General features: G+C 68.6%; 19 protein-coding genes. 13 read left to right on the top strand and 6 right to left on the bottom strand.

Annotated features, from left to right (window positions below; genetic code table 11):
* The first annotated feature begins 1,422 nt into the window (after positions 1-1,422).
* Positions 1,423-1,752, top strand: coding sequence for a hypothetical protein (locus ABD116_RS06490; RefSeq protein ID WP_343965867.1), 330 nt, complete (start codon positions 1,423-1,425; stop codon positions 1,750-1,752).
* A complete protein-coding gene (locus ABD116_RS06485; RefSeq protein WP_343965865.1) occupies positions 1,752-2,195 on the top strand; it encodes a phage tail protein in 444 nt (147 codons plus the stop codon). Before ABD116_RS06490 ends, ABD116_RS06485 begins: the two co-directional genes overlap by 1 nt.
* 12 nt (positions 2,196-2,207) lie before the next feature.
* Here ABD116_RS06485 and ABD116_RS06480 read toward each other — a convergent pair whose 3' ends face one another.
* Positions 2,208-4,958 carry an ATP-binding protein gene (locus ABD116_RS06480; protein WP_343965863.1) on the bottom strand — a complete coding sequence of 917 codons (2,751 nt, stop codon included), beginning with the start codon at positions 4,956-4,958 and terminating at the stop codon, positions 2,208-2,210.
* A gap of 123 nt (positions 4,959-5,081) precedes the next feature.
* Between ABD116_RS06480 and ABD116_RS06475 the strand changes: the two genes are divergently transcribed.
* The 7 genes from ABD116_RS06475 (at position 5,082) to ABD116_RS06445 (ending at position 11,912) form a co-directional block, all read left to right on the top strand.
* Positions 5,082-5,783 (top strand): CIS tube protein, encoded by a 702-nt coding sequence (locus ABD116_RS06475; protein ID WP_343965861.1) that lies wholly within the window; start codon positions 5,082-5,084, stop codon positions 5,781-5,783.
* A 1-nt stretch (position 5,784) separates the two neighbouring features.
* Positions 5,785-7,614 (top strand): VgrG-related protein, encoded by a 1,830-nt coding sequence (locus tag ABD116_RS06470; protein ID WP_343965859.1) that lies wholly within the window; start codon positions 5,785-5,787, stop codon positions 7,612-7,614.
* 15 nt (positions 7,615-7,629) lie between these two features.
* A complete protein-coding gene (locus tag ABD116_RS06465) occupies positions 7,630-7,905 on the top strand; it encodes a PAAR domain-containing protein (protein ID WP_343965857.1) in 276 nt (91 codons plus the stop codon).
* A gap of 29 nt (positions 7,906-7,934) precedes the next feature.
* The gene (locus tag ABD116_RS06460) at positions 7,935-8,357 is read left to right on the top strand and encodes a GPW/gp25 family protein (protein WP_343965855.1); all 423 of its coding nucleotides are present in this window, start codon (positions 7,935-7,937) and stop codon (positions 8,355-8,357) included.
* On the top strand, positions 8,354-10,300 hold the full coding sequence (locus tag ABD116_RS06455; RefSeq protein ID WP_343965853.1) for a putative baseplate assembly protein: 1,947 nt from the start codon (positions 8,354-8,356) through the stop codon (positions 10,298-10,300). Before ABD116_RS06460 ends, ABD116_RS06455 begins: the two co-directional genes overlap by 4 nt.
* 2 nt (positions 10,301-10,302) lie before the next feature.
* Complete coding sequence (locus tag ABD116_RS06450) at positions 10,303-10,836, top strand: phage tail protein (RefSeq protein WP_343965851.1); 534 nt, start codon at positions 10,303-10,305, stop codon at positions 10,834-10,836.
* A gap of 599 nt (positions 10,837-11,435) precedes the next feature.
* On the top strand, positions 11,436-11,912 hold the full coding sequence (locus ABD116_RS06445) for an NADase-type glycan-binding domain-containing protein (protein WP_343965849.1): 477 nt from the start codon (positions 11,436-11,438) through the stop codon (positions 11,910-11,912).
* 113 nt (positions 11,913-12,025) lie between these two features.
* Here ABD116_RS06445 and ABD116_RS06440 read toward each other — a convergent pair whose 3' ends face one another.
* The 3 genes from ABD116_RS06440 to ABD116_RS06430 all read right to left on the bottom strand — a co-directional run bounded on the left by ABD116_RS06440 (position 12,026) and on the right by ABD116_RS06430 (position 14,957).
* Positions 12,026-13,381: a COG1470 family protein gene (locus tag ABD116_RS06440; RefSeq protein WP_343965848.1), complete on the bottom strand. Its 1,356-nt coding sequence runs from the start codon at positions 13,379-13,381 to the stop codon at positions 12,026-12,028.
* A gap of 75 nt (positions 13,382-13,456) precedes the next feature.
* Positions 13,457-14,089: an NAD(P)-dependent oxidoreductase gene (locus ABD116_RS06435; RefSeq protein ID WP_343966597.1), complete on the bottom strand. Its 633-nt coding sequence runs from the start codon at positions 14,087-14,089 to the stop codon at positions 13,457-13,459.
* Positions 13,974-14,957, bottom strand: coding sequence for an EamA family transporter (locus ABD116_RS06430; RefSeq protein WP_343965846.1), 984 nt, complete (start codon positions 14,955-14,957; stop codon positions 13,974-13,976). The genes ABD116_RS06435 and ABD116_RS06430 overlap by 116 nt, the downstream gene beginning before the upstream one ends.
* 79 nt (positions 14,958-15,036) lie before the next feature.
* On the opposite strand from ABD116_RS06430, the gene ABD116_RS06425 reads away from it, so the two are divergent.
* Both ABD116_RS06425 and fxlM read left to right on the top strand, forming a co-directional pair.
* Positions 15,037-15,534 carry a MarR family winged helix-turn-helix transcriptional regulator gene (locus tag ABD116_RS06425; RefSeq protein ID WP_343965844.1) on the top strand — a complete coding sequence of 166 codons (498 nt, stop codon included), beginning with the start codon at positions 15,037-15,039 and terminating at the stop codon, positions 15,532-15,534.
* A 4-nt stretch (positions 15,535-15,538) separates the two neighbouring features.
* Positions 15,539-16,774 (top strand): methyltransferase, FxLD system, encoded by a 1,236-nt coding sequence (fxlM, locus tag ABD116_RS06420; protein WP_343965842.1) that lies wholly within the window; start codon positions 15,539-15,541, stop codon positions 16,772-16,774.
* Positions 16,775-16,829: 55 nt separating this feature from the next.
* Here the strand turns inward: fxlM and ABD116_RS06415 are convergent, their stop codons facing one another.
* Entirely contained in the window at positions 16,830-17,762 is a 933-nt protein-coding gene (locus ABD116_RS06415) for a hypothetical protein (RefSeq protein WP_343965840.1), read from the bottom strand.
* A 148-nt stretch (positions 17,763-17,910) separates the two neighbouring features.
* On the opposite strand from ABD116_RS06415, the gene efp reads away from it, so the two are divergent.
* Positions 17,911-18,474 (top strand): elongation factor P, encoded by a 564-nt coding sequence (efp, locus tag ABD116_RS06410; protein ID WP_020390670.1) that lies wholly within the window; start codon positions 17,911-17,913, stop codon positions 18,472-18,474.
* Between the two features lie 25 nt (positions 18,475-18,499).
* The gene (nusB, locus tag ABD116_RS06405) at positions 18,500-18,910 is read left to right on the top strand and encodes a transcription antitermination factor NusB (RefSeq protein WP_343965837.1); all 411 of its coding nucleotides are present in this window, start codon (positions 18,500-18,502) and stop codon (positions 18,908-18,910) included.
* Positions 18,911-19,181: 271 nt separating this feature from the next.
* Here nusB and bldD read toward each other — a convergent pair whose 3' ends face one another.
* Positions 19,182-19,694, bottom strand: coding sequence for a transcriptional regulator BldD (gene bldD, locus ABD116_RS06400; RefSeq protein WP_026163359.1), 513 nt, complete (start codon positions 19,692-19,694; stop codon positions 19,182-19,184).
* Positions 19,695-19,758 lie beyond the last annotated feature (64 nt).

Here is a 19,758-nt window from a genome sequence, read left to right as displayed (position 1 = left end):
GGCGCAGGAACAGCCGCTGGAGGTACGGCCAGTGGACCGGCCGGTACAAGCCGAGCAGCCGATACAAGCGGAGGCACGGGCATCGCCACAGCTGCAGACGCAACTCTTGGAGCCACCACGGAGGCGCCTGTCTTGGCGGAACGCGGCCTCTTGGGCAGCTCGTCCGTGGGCGCGTCACTCAACACCGCCGACGACCTCGGCACGGGTCAGGTCCCCGGCGGCGGAGCAGTAGCAGGCGGAGCATCAGCAACCAGCTCAGTCGTAGGTGGATCTGTAGTAGGTGACTCAGCTGGCAGCGGGCCGGTCGGTAGCCTCCGCACAGCCGCTGGCGGACCTTCCAACCTCGGCGCAGCCGCCAACAACGTCGGTGTAGTCACCAACAACCTCGGCGCAGCCGCCAATGAAGTCGGTGCAGCCGCCAACAACGTCGGCGCAGATCTCGGCTCCTCTGGTGCGGGTGGTGGTTCTGGCGTCACCGGTGGAGCTGGTGGTGGTGAGCGTGGGCTGTTGGGGAGCTCGTCTGTGGGCGCGTTGCTCGACGCCGCCGGCGGCCTCGGCGCGGGGCAGGTTCCCGGCGGCGGGTCGGTAGCAGGCGGGTCGGCGGCGGGTGGCTCAGCTGGCAGTGGCTCGGTTGGTAGCGTCCGTGCAGCCGCCGGCGGAGTTTCCAACACCCTCGGCGCGGGGCAGGTCCCCGGCGGCGGGTCGGTAGCAGGCGGGTCGGCGGCGGGTGGCTCAGCTGGCAGTGGCTCGGTTGGTAGCGTCCGTGCAGCCGCCGGCGGAGCTTCCAACACCCTCGGCGCGGGGCAAGCTGCCGGCGGCGGAGCAGTCGTGGGCGGAGCATCAGCAAGCGGCTCAGTGGTGGGTGGATCTGTAGTAGGTGGATCGGCTGGCAGTGGTCCGGTCGGTGGTGTCCGCGCAGCCGCCGGTGAGGCGTCCAACAGCTTTGGTGCAGCTGTCGGTGGGGCGACAGGCGGTCTCGGTGGCGTTGGTGCGGAGCTGGCTGCGAGCGTTGGGGCTTTGGCTGGGCGGGTGGGGGCGGTGGGTTCTGGCGGGCCTGTGGCTGGGGGGTTTGAGGAGTTGGTGGGGAGTGAGGGGGCGACCGTCGCGTTGATTGGGGAGCGGGGGTTGGTTTCTGAGGTTGGGGGGTTGGGGCCGGATGGTTCGTCCGGTTCGGGGAGCGGTTCGGCGCAGCCGGTTGTGTCTTTGAACCGATCGGCTTCACCCAGCTCAGCCGACTCGACGGGGTCGGCTGGGGCGGTGGGCTCGTTGTCGTCGGTGGGGGCTTCGGGGGGTTTGGAGAGTGGCGTCGGGGGAGGGCGGCTCGCGGTACCGAGGCCGCCGGCCGTGGCTGGGGCAGCAGTGGCAGGGTCGGCGGGCGCGGGCGCAGGCGGGGCGGGTGGTGGTGGAGCGGGAGGCGGTGGTGTGGGTGTCGGTGGAGCGGGCGATCCCGTCGTACCGGCGTACGGCGGGGTGGTTGAAGGAAGCGTGGTGGAGAGCACGGGTGGGGCGACGTCGGTGGCTATCCCGCAAGGTGGGGCGGGGAATGGGTCCTCGGGCGTCGGGGCGGCGCTGGGGAGTGGCGCGGGGAGCGCGGTAGGTGGTGCGGGGAGTGGGGCGGGCGGGGTGGGGATGTCGGCGGCGGAGGTGGATGGGTTGGCTCGGCGGTTGTATGAGCCGATTGCCCGGCGGTTGCGGGCTGAGTTGTGGGTTGATCGGGAACGGACCGGGACGTTGATGGATCGGATGTGGTGATGAGTACCGGTGCTGCTGAGTTGATGCCGGCCGTCGGGGTCCGGTTCTTGGTGCAGGTGGATCAGCTGGATCTGGGGATGTTCACGAGCTGCGACGGGCTCGGGTGTGAGGTGGTGATCGAGCAGCGGTCGGAGGGTGGGAACAACGGGTACGTCGTACAGATCCCGTCCCGGCTGAAGTTTCCGAACATCAAGTTGAGCCGGCCGTTGACGAAGGAGACCGAGCGGGTCGCGCGCTGGATCTCGGGACTTGCCGGTGGCGTGAAGCGGCGTACCGGGCAGATCACCGCGATGACGAGTGACGGCACCGTCGTCGCGCGCTGGGGGCTCGTCGACGTGATCCCCGTCCGCTGGACCGGCCCGAGCGTCGCCAAGGGCCCGGCCGACATCCTCACCGAGACGATCGAGATCGCCCACCACGGCTTCATCGACACCGGCGCCTGAGCCGAGGATCGGTCAGCCGCGGGTGAGGACTTCGCGGACTACTTCGTCGAGGGTCAGGCGGCGGGTGGCGGCGGCGATCTCGTCGAAGCGTGGGCCCAACTCGGCTCGGACGAACTCGTCGGTGGCGGCCAGGTCCATGATCTCGTCGGCGATGGCGACTGGTTCGACGATCAGTTGCCGGCCGTGCATCGCCGCGGCTAACAGCTCGGCGGCGATCTCGTAGCGGCCGGCCGCGGCTTCGATGCAGCCGAGGGTCTCCAGCGAGTCGAGCTGGCCGACGGTGTAGGTGATGTCGCGGGCAACCTCCAACGCGTCCAGCTCGAGCGAGCGGGCGCGATCGAGTTCGCCGGCCTGGTACGCCGAGATGCCGAGGTTCCCCTTGGCGATGACGTAACCGTGCCCGTCGTGGATGGCGTCCCAGCAGGCCAGCGCCTCTTCGAAGAGTTTCACCGCGTCGTCGGCGTGACCGATCATCCGCAGGCACAGGCCAAGGCAGTTGAGGCCGGCGCCGCGCAGTACCGGGAAATCCACCGTCCGGGTCCACACCTCCACCTCGTTGGCGCAGACAAGCGCTTGATAGACCTCGTCCAGCGCGAGATACGCCAGCGTCAGGCTTTGCAGCACCTGGATCGTGCCGCGGGCCTGGCCGGTACGCCGCATGATCGCGAGCGCCTGCAGGCCGAGTTCGCGAGCTTCGGCGAATCGGCCGAGCTTGCGGGTGACGATGGCCAGCGCGTTCAGGCCGGCGCCGTACTGCACCGAGTCGGGCGGAACGGCGGTGAGCGAGTCGCGCAGCCAGCCGGCCGCCTCCGCGAGCATGCCGCGGTAACCCCAGTACCACGACAGCGGCGCGACGATCTCGTTGACCAGCGCGGGCTCGGCGCCGGTGGACAGACACCAATCGACCGCGCTGAGCAGGTTCGGTTCTTCGAGGTTGAGATGGCTGTACAAGTCTCGCTGCAGGTCATGGGTGAAATGCAGCCGCCCGTACTGTTCCCCGGCGGCCGCCACTTCGGTGCACCAGGCAACATGTCGCCGCCGGATGACATCCTCCTCGCCGACGGCCCGCAGCTGCTCGAGACCGTAATCGCGGATGCTCTGCAGTACGCCGTACCGCCCAGTGCTGTCGACGGTCAGCAGACTGCGATCCACCAGCTCGTTCAGCAGCCCACCGACCTCTTCGACCGCCAGCCGATCGTCCGCGATGACCTTCTCGGCCGCCGCCAGCGTGCAACCACCCGCGAACACCGACACCCGGCGCAACGCGATCCGCGCCTTGGGGGCCAGCAGTTCATGGCTCCAATCGAGTGCTGCCCGCAGACTGGAGTGTCGAGCACCGGAGTCCCGCAGACCGCGGATCAATAGCCGAAGCCGGTCGTCGATCCGGTCGGCCAACTGGTCGACCGACAGAATGCGAGTCAGCCCGGCGGCAAGCTCGATGGCGAGCGGGAACCGGTCGACGGCCGTGCAGATTGCGTCGACTCGTGAACTCGGCGGGAGCCCGCTGCGCGCGCAGAACAGTTCGACGGCGGCCTCGGCCGACAGCGGACCGACCCGGTGAACGTGTTCGCCGCCGATCCTCAGTGCTCGTTGCGAGGTGACCAGAACGGTCAGCCCGAGAGTGGCTGCCTGCAGGCCGTCGACGAGCACGGCGGTGTCCTCGATCAGGTGCTCGGCGTTGTCGACGACGAGCAACGCGCCAGGCAGTACTTCGATCGTGCTGGCGAGCGGATTGGGCCCGCCGCCGTCGGTACCGATCGCAGCGGCCAGCGCGGCCGGGAGATTGTCGCCGGGCTGGAGCGGGGCGAGATCGAGCCAGGCGACCGTCCGTCCTTCCCGGTGAGCGCTCTCTGCGATCTCGCGCGCCAGCCGGGTCTTGCCGACCCCCGGTCCGCCGCGCAGCGTGACCACCGACGGCCGGCTGACCAGGGCGCGCAGGCTGAGTTGCTCGTCCTGCCGGCCGACGAAGCTCTTGGTCTGCGGTGGCAGCGAGGAGCGGATGGCCCGATCGGCCTGCTCGTGCAGCTTGGCCTCGAGCGCGAGCGTCTCCGGGCCGGGGTCGATCCCGAGTTGCTCGGCCAAGGTGGTGCGCAAGTGGGCCAGCCGGGCAGTTGCCTCGGCGCGCATCCCGCGGTTGGCGAGCGCCCGGGCGGACAAGCCGACCAGACGCTCGTGCAGCGGATGGAGGCTGACCAGGCGTTCGAGGTCCGGTCCGACATCCTTGCCCAAGGCAAGCCCTGCCTCGCCGTGGGCGATCTCGAGTTCCAGCTGGAGAGACTCAAGCCGGAGTTGTTCAGCGGCGACGAACGGGATCCCCCGCAGATCAGCCAGCGCCTCGCCCCGCCACTGTTCCAAGGCGACGGCGGCCGCGTCGAACACGGCTGCCTGGTCTCCGGCTCGACGAGCTGCGTCGATCGAGCCGACGGACTGCTCGACCAGGTCGAGGTCGACGGGTGCCGCGTCCAAGGAGAAGCCTGCCGGCGTACGCCGCAACGCCTGGCCGTCGTCGCCCAGGGCACCTCGAAGCCGCGAGGCCAGCACCCGCAACCGCGCGGTCGGCCGGGCATTGCCGATGTCGCCCCACAGGTCGCGAATCAGGATCTCGTCGGCAACCGCCGCGCCCCGCCCCAACGCGAGCCGGACCGCCAGCGCCCGGGCCAGCGGTTGCTGAACTGTCAACAGTCCGGATCGCGTCGCGATCTCCACCGCCCCGAGCAGACGGACCCCCAGCAACGCTTCGCCGACCTGCTTCGTAGCCCTCACCCCCAGCAAGATCCTCCGACCCACTCAAATGTTGCCACGCTGCCCTTTAGGGAAGTTCGCAGGTCCCTCCGTACGGCGCTGCAGCCCCTGCCCGAAGCGGCGCGGCGTCCCTAGCCTCGTGGCATGAGCGGCAATCTGGCCAAGGCGTACCTGGAACTGCACGAGGCGATGCCGAACAAGGGCGCCGGTGCGAGCCTCGGCGCGGCCAAGGGCCGGATCCCGTTCCAGTTCAATCCCAACGAGCTCACCGTCAAGAAGGCCGCGAAGTGGAACAGCGAGCCGGCCCGTGGGTCGAAGAAGGCCGCGCCGCCGGAGTTCCAGGGACCCGAGCCCGGCAAGCTCACGCTGGAGATGTTCTTCGACGCCACCGACACGATGGACGACAGCGTCGTGAAGGCGGTCAAGGCGCTGTTCGCGTGCTGCGTCCCCACCGATCAGAGCGTGGGCAAGAGCAAGCCGGTACCGCCGCTGGTGGTCTTCCACTGGGGTGCGCTCGACTTCTTCCCGAGTTTCATCACCTCCGTCAGCGCGAAGTACTCGCTGTTCACGCCGGAAGGTACGCCGGTCCGCGCGACCTGCACCGTCGACCTGCAGGAGATGCCGTCGCTGACGGCCAAGCAGAATCCGACGTCGGGCAGCCTGACCGCCCGGCGTACCCATGTGCTGCTCGAGGGCGAGACGCTCGCCGCGGTCGCCTACGCGGAGTACGGCGATCCGGCGATGTGGCGACCACTGGCCGAGGCCAACGGCATCGACGACCCGCACCGCCTCACGCCGGGCCGGACGGTCCTGCTGCCGTCCGCCGAAGAACTGTTGGCCGGCTGAGATGGCCAACGCAAGCTTCTCCAGCACGCTGTCCGTCTCCGTCGACGGGGCAGCGCTTCCGGACGACCTGATCGCGCTGCTGGCGGGGGCCTGGGTGGACGACAACCTGCACCTGCCGGACTTGTTCAGCCTGCGTTTCCGCGATCCCGACCGGCTGGTGCTGGCGAAGTCCGGGATCACCATCGGCAGCAAGCTCAAGCTGTCCGTGCATGCCGCCCAGGAGAGCGCTCCCCAGGACCTGATGACCGGCGAGGTGACGGCTCTAGAGGTGGAGGTCGAGGGGACCGGCACCTTCACGATCATCCGCGGGTACGACGCAGCGCACCGCCTGTTGCGTGGTACCCGGAGCGAGACTTATCAGCAGGTGACGTTCGACGACGTCGTCAAGAAGGTTGCCCAGCGCAATGGTCTGCCGGTCGGTCAGGTGGACTCCACCAACACCGTGCACGAGTTCCTCTGCCAGGCGAACCAGACCGACTGGGACTTTCTCCGCACGCTGGCCGATGCCGTCGGCTACCACCTCGGGGTCGAGGCCGGGAAGCTCCAGTTCACCAAGCCGACCAAGGCGGCCGGCGCTCCGGACGGTTCGGATGCGACCCAGGCGCAGGCGCTTGAGCTCGGTTCGGATCTGCTGCGGCTCCGGTCCGCGGTGACGGCGGCGGGTCAGGTGCCGTCGGTCGAAGTACGGGGTTGGGACGACACCCAGCAGCGGGCGGTGGTTGCGAAGGTGCCTGCGGCAACGACCAGCGCGCAGATCGGGTTGCGGCCGAGTGAGCTGGCCGACAAGTTCTCGGCGCCGCCGTGGGTCGTGACGCATGTGCCGCATCGGACCCAGGCGACGGCGGAGGCTGCGGCGAAGGCGTTGGCCGAGCGGGTCGCCGGTACGTTCGCCGAGCTCGAAGGGGTTTGCCGGGGCAACCCGCGGCTGCACGCCGGCGTACCGGTTGCCATCGGCAACCTTGGCGCTCCGTTCGACGGCAAGTACACGTTGAGTCGGGTGAGGCACGTGTTCGACGGCGACTACACGACGCACATCTCGGTCACCGGCCAGCAGGACCGGTCGATGCTCGGGCTGTCCGGATCCACCGGATCGCCTGCCAGACAAGGGGTCGCGACGGCTGTCGTCACAGACGTGAACGACCCAGGGAAGACCGGGCAGGTGAAGGTCCAGCTGCCGTGGATGCGTGACGACTTCGGTACGTTCTGGGCGCGCGTCCTGCAAGCGGGCGCGGGTGCCGACCGTGGCTCGATGCTGCTGCCCGAGGTCGGTGACGAGGTACTGGTCGCCTTCGAGCAAGGCGACATCGGCGCGCCGTTCGTCCTCGGTGGCCTCTACAGCGCCAACCGCAAGCCGTACGCCGGTCAGGCCGCGAGCGTCGACAGCGGTACCGGCGCCATCAACCGCCGCGCCTTCGTCGGCCGGACCGGGCATTCCCTCGAACTGCTCGAGAGCTCGCAGCAGAACGGGATCTGGCTGCACACCGGCGACGGCAAGCTCAGCGTCGCGATGGACGGTACGAACGCACCGGTGATCACCGTGCACAGCGACGGCAAGGTGGTCGTCGAGGCCAAGGACGGCGTCGACATCGACGCGGGCAGCGGCGGGGTCAGGATCACCGCCGGGCAGAAGATCGAGCTGACCGCGAAGACCGGCATCACGCTCGACGCTGGCACCGGCGACGTCCAGCTCAAGGGCGTCAACGTCGATCTGAAGGGCACCGCGCAGGCCACGGTGTCGGCCGCGAAGGTCAGCGTGGCGGGTCAGGCGAGTACCGAGATCAACGGCGGCGCGAGCCTCGCGATCCAGGCCGCCCTCGTGAAGATCAACTGAGGCGGGGGAGACAGGATGCCTGGACCAGCGGCCCGGGTCGGCGATGTGACGGCCCATGGCGGAGCACTCGGGCCACCCGGCGTACCGACCGTGCTGATCGGTGGGATGCCGGCGGCGACAGTCGGTACGCCGCACGTGTGCGCGATCCCGTTGCATCCGCCGTCGGCCGTGGTACCGCCGGGATCGATGACCGTGCTGATCGGTGGCCTGCCGGCCGCCCGGATGACGGACCTGACCGGGTGTGGGGCGCCGATCGCGATCGGCTGCATGACCGTCCTGATCGGCGGCTGACTGATGGCTGGAACGGAACGGAGGACGCGGTGAGTTCGGAGTTCGTCGGGGCCGGGTGGGCGTTTCCGTTGCGCACGGACGCGACCGGCCGGATCGCGCTGGTCCGGCAGGAACGCGAGATCGAGGAGAGCATCCGGCTCATCCTCGGCACGTCGCCGGGGGAGCGGCCGATGCGGCCCGAGTTCGGCTGCGGCATCCAGGAGCACATCTTCGCGCCGGCCGACGCGACCACGGCGGGCAAGATCATCGCCGACGTACGGATCGCGCTGGACCGCTGGGAGCCGCGGATCGACCTGCTCGACGTCCGGGTGCATTTCGACCGGATCGATGCGGGAGCGCTCTACATCGACCTGCACTACGCGATCAGCGGCAGCAACAGCCCGCGCAACCTGGTCTTCCCGTTCTACCTGATCCCCGAGCACGCCGAGCTGACGACCGGAGGAGCGGCATGACCCTGACCGTCCCGAACCTCGACGACCGCCGGTTCCAGCAACTGGTGGACGACGCCAAGCGGATGATCCAGCAGCGCTGTCCGGAGTGGACCGACCACAACGTCTCCGACCCGGGCGTCACGCTGGTCGAGGCGTTCGCGACGATGGTCGACCAGTTGATGTACCGGCTGAACCGGGTGCCTGAACGGCACTACCTGAAGTTCCTCGACCTGGTCGGGATCAAGCTCTTCGCGCCTGCGGCGGCCCGCGCCGACATCACCTTCTGGCTGTCGGCCGCGCAACCCGAGACGATCACCGTGCATGGCGGGACCGAGGTCGCGACGCTGCGCACCGAGCACGACGAGGCGACCGGCTTCAGCACTGTCGACGAGCTCGCGATCGTTGCCTGCTCACTGCTCAACGTTGCCACTAGCAACGGTAGTACGGCGGTTCTGGATCGGACCGTTGAGCTACAGGACGGCGTCGGCTTCGACTGCTTCGCCGCGCCGCCGGCGCCTGACAATGCTCTGTACGTCGGCCTGTCGGCAGCTGTCCCGTCCTGCGCGGTACTGCTCCGGGTCGACTGTGAGGTCGAGGGCATCGGCGTCGACCCGCTCGATCCGCCGCTGCGGTGGGAGGCATGGAACGGTGAGGAGTGGATCGCGTGCGAGGTCGATCGCGACGGCACGGGTGGGCTCAATCGGCCGGGCGACATCGTGTTGCACGTCCCGGTCGGGCATGTGCAGTCGGTACTTGCCCAGCAGCGAGCCGGCTGGCTGCGTTGCGTGCTGGTGGCGCCGGACACCGACCAGCCGTTCTACAGCGAGTCGCCGAAGATCCGTCATCTCGAGGCGTGCACGATCGGCGGTACGACGGTTGCTGAGCACGCCGAGCCGGTGCTGGCTGAGGAGTTGGGGCGTAGCGATGGGAGTGCGGGGCAGCGCTTCGAGTTGCAGCGGCGGCCGGTGACGCTGGCCCCGGAGCCAGAGGTGCTTCAGGTTGGTACGGACCTTGGCTGGGTCGAGTGGACCTTGGTGGACAGCTTCGCTGAGTCGATGGCGACCGACCAGCACTTTGCGCTGGACCGGCAGAACGGGCAGGTGTTGCTCGGGCCTGCTGTGCGCCAACCGGATGGGACTTTGCGGTCGTACGGGGCTGTGCCGCCGAAGGGGGCCGTACTGCGATTGGCCCGGTACCGCACCGGGGGCGGTGCCGCGGGCAATGTGGCTGCGCATGCGTTGCGGGTGTTGAAGACCTCGCTGCCGTTCGTCGGGGAGGTCGACAATCGGCGCGCGGCGACCGGGGGCGTGGACGGCGAGCAGGTGGCGGACGCGATGCTTCGAGGGCCGCTCTCTTTGCGTACTGCGTCGCGGGCCGTGACTGCTGAGGACTACGAGTTGCTGGCGCGGGAAGCCGCACCGTCGCTTGGCCGGGTGCACTGTGTGCCGGGGGATGAGAGCGAGCCGAATGTGGTGCGGCTTCTCGTCGTACCGAGGTTGTCGGTGGATCCGCAGGCGACCGTGGATTTCGGGGCGTTGCGGCCGTCGGACGAGGTGTTGCAGCGGTTGGCGGATCATCTCGAGCCGCGGCGGATGCTTGGGGCGCGGTTGCTGATCGAGCCGCCGTTCTATCGGGCGGTGACGGTGGTTGCGCGGTTGACGGCGGCTGCGGACGCGTCGGCGGAGCGGGTTCGGCCGGCCGCGCTGGAGGCGCTGTATCGGTTCATGCATCCGTTGCTGGGTGGGCCGCGCGGGGATGGGTGGCCGTTGGGACGGACTGTGCAGACGGGTGACATTCATGCTTGTTTGCAACGGGTCCGGGGGGTGGAGTCGGTCGAGGATGTGCGGCTTTATCTGGCTGATCCGGTGCTGGGGACGCGGAGCGATACGCCGGTCGATCGGGTCGAGTTGAGCCGGACCGAGCTGGTGTACTCGTTCGAGCACCAGATCATGGTGCGGAGGTAGAGATGCGTGGATTGATCGACGGGCTGGCGAATCCGCATCCGTTGCTGGAGATCTTGCCGGGGCTGTATGCCGAGGACGACTTGGCGGTGCGGTTGACCGGGGTGTTCGACGAGGCGCTGGCGCCGGTGGTGGCGACGCTGGACAACTTCGGCGCGTATCTCGATCCGGAGCTGGCGCCTGAGGACTTCGTGGAGTTGCTGGGTTCTTGGGTGGCGGCGTTCTCGGATCCGCGGATTCCGGTCGAGCGGCAACGGTTGCTGGTGGCGGCGACGACTGAACTGCACCGGAGTCGCGGGGCCGCGCATGCGTTGCGCGAGACGCTGCGGCTGGCGTGCGGGGTCGATGCCGAGATCACCGAGTCCGGCGGTACTGCGTGGTCCGCGCGAGCCGGCGCCGAGCCGCCTGGTGAGGCGCGGGCGCAACTCGTCGTACGGGTCCCTCTCGAAGCCGACGAAGCGGTAGTCCACCGAATCGTCGACGCATTACGGCCGGCGAACCTGCCGGCCCGGGTAGAAGTCCTGGAGGCCGACCGATGATCCTCTGCAACGACTGCGGCGAACAGAACCAGGAAGGCACAGTCTTCTGCACCCGCTGCGGCGTCTTCCTCGAATGGGAAGGCGAACACGTAACCCCAGTCGCCGCCGCTGCCAAGCCTGCGGCCCTCGCCCCGCCACCTGCCGAGAACCAGCTACTTCCTCTTCCTGCACCCGATCCCGCCGCTCCGCGGCGGGATCGGGGAGGTGTGAGTGAGGCCGAGCCCCGAGAGGTTGGTGCAAGCGAGCCGGAGGCGGTGGTTTCGCGGCAGCCGCAGGCTGTCAGGCGGAAGATGGCTCGGCGGAGTAGGTCGCCGGTGATTGTGCCTACCGGGTCTCGGGTTTGTGGTGGGTGTGGGATGCCTAATGAGGCCAGTCGGCGGTTCTGTGCGAAGTGTGGGTTCAGTCTGGTTGATGCTCAGGTGATCCGGAAGGCGCCTTGGTGGCGGCGGGTTACTGGGCGGGAAAGGGTCTATGCGGCTGGGACGAGGATTCGGCCGGGGACCGGGCGGCGGAAGTTTCGTGGGGCTACGCGGGTCGGGGTGGTACTGGCATTGCTTGCGGGTGGGGGTGTACTGGCGGGGCCGCAGCGGGGGTTGGTGATGGACGGCGTGCATAAGGTGCAGGACCAGTTTGCTGAGCCGCTGCAGGTTCGGCCGACGGCTAGCAAGGCGAGTGGGGTTGCCGGGAAGCAGGAGGCTCAGCTCGCCTTCGACGGCGCCAGGAACACGTACTGGGGAGCGCCGCGCACCGGCAAGACCGCCAAGCCCGTCCCGTGGGTGACGGCCGGGTTCAGGTCGCCGATCAACCTGACCGCCTTCACCATCTACGCGGGCGTCGCGCCGGAGACACCGAAGTACGTCGCTGGCCCGCGGCCCGCCGAGATCGAGCTCACCGTGATCACCGGCGGCGAACCGGTCATCCAGCGCTTCACCTTGAAAGACGTACCGGCCAAGCAGGAGTTCAAGCTCAAGGTCGACGACGCCCGCGCCGTCCAGGTCGCTGTCGTCCGGACGATCGCCCCGACCCGCTCGACTCTCACCGCGATCGCCGAACTCGAGTTCTTCGCCCGCCGCTGAGGCGCCCAGCACCAAGCGAGCCCCGGACCGACGCCGGTCCGGGGCTCGCAGTCTGTGCAGCAGTGGAACGCGGTACGCCGTACTGCTTGAGGCAGCAGTACGGCGTACCGCGGTCAGTTGGGCGCGGCGCTCGTCGGTGGAGTGGTCGGCGCCGGGGGCTTGTCGGTGAGGATGCCGCCGACCATCACCGCGTTCTCGCAGTCGGTCGCGCCCGGCGCCGGGCTGTCGCATTTGAGGCTGACGACGACCTTCTCGCCGGCCACCAGCACCGCGAGCGGCGAGATGTAGCGGTAGTCCTGGATGTTGCGGAAGTACTGCGGAGCGACCCCGCCGAGCGAGTTCTTGTCCTTGCGCAGGTCGAGCCAGCCGGTACTTCCCTGCGACTCGAAGTTGACGTCGGTGATCCGCAGCACCTTGTCCTTCGGCACCTCGAACGACTCCTCGACCGTCTTGCCCGGCTTCGCCTTCAACGGCCAGCGCTGCGAGAACGGCGTACCGACCATCGCGGCGGCCTGGGCGGCGAGCTCCTTCTCCCGGTCGGAGAGGTTCTTCTCCTGCTCGCTCTGCCCCTTCGCCGTGTTCTTGGCGGAGTTCTGAGCGGTGTTCGCGGCCTGCTGTGCCGCGCCGGCCTGCGTCTTGGCCTCGTCGACCTTCTGCTGCAGCTGCTTCAACGGCTTCTCGACCGCGTTCTCGGCACTCGACTCGATCGCGGGCCGCAGGGCGACGAACCACAGCCCGACGAGCAGCGCGGCCGCGGCGAGTGCGCCGGCGATCGCTTTACCCGTCCAGGCAGGGAGGATCGGGTCCTGGACCATCATCCCGTCGACGCTGGTGAGAACGGCCTTCGTCCCGTTCGGGCCGCCGGTGGTGACCTGGGTGACGACGACGCTGAGCTGCCGCGTCTTCGACGTACCGCGCCAGATCCGGTCCAGCGGACGGGCCTTGATCTTCGAGAACGCGGCCGCCCCCGGCGCGACCTCGACGGTGCTCGGCGAGAACCGGAACTCCATCACCGCGTCCGGGTCCTTGCCGGTCAGCTCGACGGTGACCGGACGGTTGCCGCGGTTGTCGATCGCGAGCGTGTGCCGCCCGATCCGGCTGCCGTGCGACGTCCGCGGAGTCAGCTCCGCGGTGATGTCGCTGAACGCCTGGACGTGCGCCACGGCCTCCGGTACGGCGGTGTCGGCCGGGTGCTCCTGCGGCTGGACCAGTACGCCGAACGCGACGTCGCCCGCCTCCACCACGGCCTCGCGCGGCACCGTGATGGTGATCGTCGCCGTACCCTCCGCGTCCGGGTAGAGGGAGAGCGTGGCGGGTTCGATCACGGCGTAGCCGGCCAGGTCCCCGACCGGGGTCAGGGTGTAGGCCTCCACGATCGACCCACGGTTGGCCACCTGGACCTGACACTGGGCCGGCGTACCGGGCACGATGACGAGTTCTTCGACATCCAGTCGCGCTGAAGTAGACACAGCATCAAGGATCGGGCGCTGTCCGTGATCGCACATCGAGCCGGAGTACAGCCGATCGGGCACCCCAGCTGCCCTTCAGTACCCGACCGTGAACCTGCTCTGCCGGTACCGCGGCCGCTCGACCTCGTCGACCAACGCGACGGCGAAGTCCTCCATCGAGAGGTACGACGCCCCGTCGTCATCCACCAGCAACTCGTCGCGTCCCAGCCGATACTGCCCGGTCCGTACGCCGGGCTCAAGCATCGCCGGCGGACTCAGGTAGACCCAGTCGACGTCGTCGCTACCCCGAACCACCTCGAACTGCTCGTTGCAGGCCAGCGCGATCGGCCGGAACTCCGGCGGGAAGTCGGGGCCGTCGACAACGGTCGTCCCCGGGTCGCCCGGCAACGTCAGGCTTGCCGCACCCCCGACGACGGCCAACCGGACCGCAGTGCCGGCCAACCCGCCCACCAACCCCTTGGCGGCGATCGCCAACTCGTGTTCCCGGCCTGGGACGGGTCGGGTGGCACTGATCACGACATCCTGCCCCTGACTCAACCGGGCTACATCTGTCATGTCTGACGCATCCCCTTGCTCGAGCCGGAGGCTGCGGTCAGGCGGCAGCGTCCTCAGGCGTTCCATGCTCCGGCCGACGGCTGTTACCTCGTGTCCCCGGGAGAGGGCTTCCTGTACTGCTCGGCTGCCTACTGCTCCGGTTGCTCCGAAGATGGTGATTCGCACGGTTGGTCCCTTTCAGTTGGGCGGTGATCAGGGCGGTCAGGACGATCAGGCCTCCCAGTAGTTGGAGGGGAGTCAGACGTTGGTCCACGGCCAGCCAGCCGAGGGTGGTGGCGACCAGGGGGCTCAGCAGGCCCAGGAAGGTGACGTTGGTGGGGGAGAGGGCTCGGAGGCCCCGGAACCAGAGGGCGTAGGCGAGGGCCGAGCCGAAGAGAGCCAGGTAGGAGTAGCCGAGCAGGTTGGCTGCAGTGAAGGAGGTGGGGAACGCGCCTTCGACCAGCCAGGCGACCGGGAGCAGCAGGAGGCCGCCGGCTACCAGCTGCCAGCCGGTGGTGGCTAGTAGAGGTGCAGGCGAGACCCAACGCTTGCTGAGTACTACGCCAGTGGCCATCACTGCGGCCCCACCCAGGGCAGCGAGCACGCCCCAGGCGTCTAGGCGGGCGTCTGCGCGTAGTACCAGGAGACTCACGCCTGCTACTCCGGCTGTTGCCGTCAGGAGAGTCTTGCGGGTCAGGCGCTCGCCGAGCAGGCCAGTGGAGAGCAGCGCGACCAGTAGCGGCTGCAGCGCGCCAACGGTCGCCGCGACTCCACCGGGGAGCCGGTAGGCGCCGATGAAAAGCAGGGCGTTGAAGGCTCCGATGTTCAGTGCGCCGAGGACCAGTGCGCGCCACCACCAGATCCCTTGCGGCAGCCTTCGGGTGATCGCGACCAGCAGGAGCCCAGCCGGGAGTGCCCGGAGGAAGGCGGCGAGGAGCGGACGCTGCGGTGGCAGCAGTTCCGTTGTGACCAGGTACGTGGTTCCCCACAGCGCCGGCGCGATCGCCGTGGTGAGGATCAGGCTGACTCGATTGCTTAGCACTAAGACAATATATCTCACCGCTAAGCAACTTCGCCAGTGTTTTAGCTCACCGCTAAGAGATTTCCAGTACGCTGAACAGATGGCAGACCACGTCGACCAGGTGCTCGACCAGTGGCGCGAGCGGCGCCCGGATCTGGACGCGTCCCCGATGGCCGTGATGGGCCGGGTGAAGCGGCTGTCCCAGCTGATCGACGGCGAACTACGCCGCAACTTCGCCACCCACGACCTCGACCGGGCGTCCTTCGACGTGCTCGCCACCCTCCGCCGCAGCAACGCCGGGCACAGCCTCACCCCGGCCGGCCTGATGCGGTCCTCGATGGTCACCTCCGGCGCGATCACCCAGCGGCTCGACAAGCTGGAGGAGCGCGGCCTGGTCAAGCGCACCCCCAGCGAGACCGACGGCCGCGGCGTCCAGGTCGCCCTCACTCCGGCCGGACTCGAGCTGATCGACAAAGTCCTGCCGACCCACATCGACACCGAGAACCGCCTGCTGGCCGGCCTGACCGCGGCCGAGCGCGAGACGCTCGCCGACACCCTGCGAAAGCTGCTCGAATCGCTCGGCGACACGACAGACTGAACCAATGGATGCCGAGAGCAACGATTCCCCGTACGCCGGAACGTTGCGCGCGGCTCTCACCGACCTACTGGTCGAGCAGGGCGCGATCCACGACGAGCGGGTCGCGGCCGCGTTCCGGCTGGTCCCGCGGCACCTGTTCGTCCCCTTGGTGCCACTGGAGATCGCCTACACCGACGACGTCGTGCTGATGAAGCGCGACGAGACCGGTGTCGCCATCAGCTCGGTCTCCCAGCCGACCGTGGTCGCGCTGATGCTCGAGCAGGCCGACATCCGGCCCGGTCACCGGGTGCTCGAGATCGGCTCCGGCGGGTACAACGCGGCCCTGCTCGCCGAGCTGGTCGGGCCGACCGGTGAGGTCACCACGATCGACATCGACGAGGACGTGACCACCCGCGCGCGGGAGAGCCTCGACGCGGCCGGCTACCCGGACGTCCGGGTGCTGCGGACCGATGGCGAGTTCGGTGGACCGGAGAGCGCTCCCTATGACCGGATCATCGTCACCGTCACCGCGTGGGACATCGCGCCCGCCTGGGTGGAGCAGTTGGCGCCGGGCGGGCGGATCGTCGTACCGCTGAGGTTCCGGGCGCAGACGCGGTCGATCGCGTTCGATTTGCTTGAAGCCGGATCTCGATGGCGCAGTTTGGAGAGCCGGTCGATGATCATCTGCGGGTTCGTCAACATGCAGGGTGCGGGGGCGGCGTACGAGCGCTGGGTGCCGCTGCACGGCGAGTTGGTCAGCCTGAGCTTCGACGAGGACCAGGAGTCCGAGCCGGTGCCGCCCGAGTGGGTGCTGGACCAGCCGAAGGCGTCGGCGTGGTCGGGCGTACTGATGAACCGTGAGGAACCACTCTCCGACCTCGACCTCTGGCTCGCGAGCACCCTCCCCGGGTACTGCGTCCTCAGCGCCGAGCCACGTGCCCTGAAGAAACACGTCGTCGCCCCGGTCCCACGCTGGGGAGCGTCTGCGATGGCCTCCAGCCACTCACTCGGCTACCTGACGTCGCGCCCCGCACCGGACCCCGACTACGTAGAACTCGGCGCCCACGCCCACGGCCCGGCCGCGGAAGACTTCGCCCAGCTACTCGTCGACCAGATCCGTAGCTGGAACGAGCACCTCCGCGGCGGCAAGGGCCCGACCCTCCGAGTCGACCCGGCAAGCCCCCCACCCGACCGACTGCCGCCGGGCTTCCACCTCCGCAAGAAACACAACTACCTGACCCTCACCTGGCCGCCCGCCTAGCCTTACGTCCGAAGAAGTGGGGGCACGTGTCGCCCACTTCTTCGGACGTAAGGAATCAGTTGGGTGGGGTGGTGGGGCGGCCGGCGTTGCGGACGGTTTGCCAGAGCTCGTCCATGTCGGAGCGGTCGTCGGGTTCGGGCTTCTCGACCCAGCCGCTGGCCCAGACGTTCTCGTCCCGGTCCAGATCGAAGACCGACTCGGCGAACGCCGCCGAACCGACGTACCGGGTCTCTTCCTCGTCCCGCACCGGCCGATCGCTGTCCGAACCATCCGACGCGGCAGCCGGCTTGCCGGCCGGGGCGATCAGGCTGCGCGCGTACTTCTGTGCCTCGATGATGCCCAGATCCTGCTCGTCGCAGAGCAGCCGGATCGCCGGCACCTCGTTCCCCGACCTCATCAGCTCCCGCACCCGCCGCTCCAGCGGACTGCCCGGCGTCGGCACGGTCGCCTGCTGATGGGGCTGCTGGTAATAGGTCCGCGTCTCGCCCGGAGTGTGCAGCTGCCCGACGATCCGAGGGTCCTGGAAACCACCCGGCTGCGTGGTGAGCACGATCTGGCCGGGAGCCATCTGCTGCAGATACTCCTGCGGATTCAGCTGCTGCGCAGGCGCCGGCCACTGACCCGGCGCGGGCTGGTACTGACCGGGCGGAGCGTACTGAGCCGGCGGCGCGTACTGGGCCGGGGGAGCGCCTGGCGGGCGGCCCGCTTGCTGACCGGCTTGGAGCAACGACTGGAGCATTCCGGCGAGCTGGGCGCTGGTCTGGGCGCGGCCCGGGGGCTGGGCGGCCGGCAGCGGCTGGCCCGACGCGGGCTGGGTGTACTGCCCTTGGACCACCGGTGGCTGGTTCGCCGCCTGCTGGGCCTGGATCTTCTCCATCAGCGCCTGGACTCGGGCGCTGGGCTGGCCGGACTTCTGCTGCTTCTTGGCCGCATTGCGCCCGAATCCGAAGATGATCATCAGGACCACGAAGATGATGAAGCCCGTCATCGGATGCCTCCAGGGCGCGGTCTGGGAACTGCGTGAAGGCCAGCGTAGAGCCCTCGGAGACCACGGGTCGGAACAACCCGGTGGTGACCGCTACAATCTTGCGTACCGCTGATCACTTCACATTGACATTTCAAAGGGGATTTCCCGCGTGGCATCGACGAACGACCTCAAGAACGGCATGGTGCTCAACCTGGATGGGCAGCTGTGGTCTGTCGTCTGGTTCCAGCACCACAAGCCCGGTAAGGGCGGCGCGGTGATGCGCACCAAGCTGAAGAACGTGCTGAGCGGCAAGGTCGTCGACAAGACCTTCAACGCCGACGTCAAGGTCGAGGTGGCCAACGTCGACAAGCGCGACATGACGTATCTGTACAACGACGGCGGCTCCTACGTCTTCATGGACAGCTCCACCTACGAGCAGGTCCACATCACCCCCGAGGTCGTCGGCGAGGCCTCGCACTTCCTGCTGGAGAACCAGGAGGCCATCGTCGCGGTGCACGAGGACCTCCCGCTGTACGTCGAGCTGCCGGCCTCGGTCGAGCTGACGGTGGAGTACACCGAGCCCGGCCTGCAGGGTGACCGCTCGACCGGTGGCACCAAGCCGGCCAAGCTGGAGACCGGCTACACGATCAACGTCCCGCTGTTCCTGACCACCGGTGAAAAGGTCAAGGTGGACACCCGGACCGGGGACTACCTCGGCCGCGTCACCTCCTGACACCCGAGAGTCTGGACAACAGAACATGTCTGCCCGTAGCAAGGCCCGCAAGCGCGCCCTCGACGTGCTCTACGAGTCGGAGGTCCGGGGGCTGCCCGTCGGCGGCACCCTGGCCGACCGGGTGGCTGACAACGACCCGCCGGTGAACGAGTTCACCGTGGCGCTGGTCGAAGGCGTCTCGGAGCACATCGAGGCGATCGACGAGCTGCTCAGCGCGCACTCGGTCGGCTGGACGCTGGACCGGATGCCGGCCGTCGACCGCAACATCCTGCGGATCGGCGCGTACGAACTGCTCTTCGACGAGCAGGTGCCGGACGTGGTGGCGGTCAGCGAGGCCGTCTCGATGGCCCGTGACCTGTCGACCGACGAGTCGCCGGCCTTCGTCAACGGGCTGCTGGCCCGGCTGTTGCAGCTCAAGCCCACCCTGGGCGTCTAGAAACACCTCTGCAGGGCCGTAGAAAGCACAACGGGCCCGGTACCGCCACGGTGCGGTGCCGGGCCTTCTCAGCGTCCCCGTTCGTCGGCTCGGGGGGAACGGCCCCGGCCTGGTGTAGCTACTCGTACTGAAAAAGCCTGTACTCCGGTACTACGTACTGCTGGTACTCGGTCGTGCAGTGGCCCGTCTCCGTGTGGAGAGGCGGGCAGGCGGCCGCGGGCAAGCTGCTACGAGCCCCGACCGTCTTGTCTCGCCGTCTACCGGACGCCGCTCAGGCGCCGGCTGCCTCGGACTCCTCGACGTCACCCTTCGCCTCCGGGTTCAGCACACCCCAGGAGATGAAACGCTCGGTCAGAGTCGTCGGCGACTCGTCGTAGATCACGGCGAGGGTGCGCATGTCGTCCTGACGGATCGACAGCACCTTGCCGTTGTAGTCCCCGCGCTGGGCCTGGATCGTGGCCGCGTACCGCGTGAGCGGACCGGCCTCGCTCGCGTCGAGGTGCTGCAGAGCCTCCAGATCCAGAATCAGCCGAGGCGGTGCAGCAGCCGCTGCGGCCGCGCTGGCGGATCCAGGAAGCAGCTCACGGATCGGCACGCCGTAGAAATCGGCGAGCTCCGCGAGCTTCTGGACGGTGACGGCCCGATCGCCACGCTCGTAAGAGCCGACGACGACCGCCTTCCAGCGACCCTTGGACTTCTCTTCCACGCCGTGCAGCGACAGACCTTGCTGCTGGCGGATGGCGCGCAACTTGCCGCCCAGTGTCTTCGCGTATTCGCTAGGCACGCTGGTTCTTCCCTCCGACTTTTGGTCGATTCTCGGGGCCCGGCTGTGAGGTCCACAGCTGGGC

Source organism: Kribbella koreensis, assembly GCF_039525325.1.
Taxonomy (GTDB): Bacteria; Actinomycetota; Actinomycetes; order Propionibacteriales; family Kribbellaceae; genus Kribbella; species Kribbella koreensis.
Note: the sequence above shows the minus strand (reverse complement) of the source record. Positions and strands in the feature narration are given on the sequence as shown.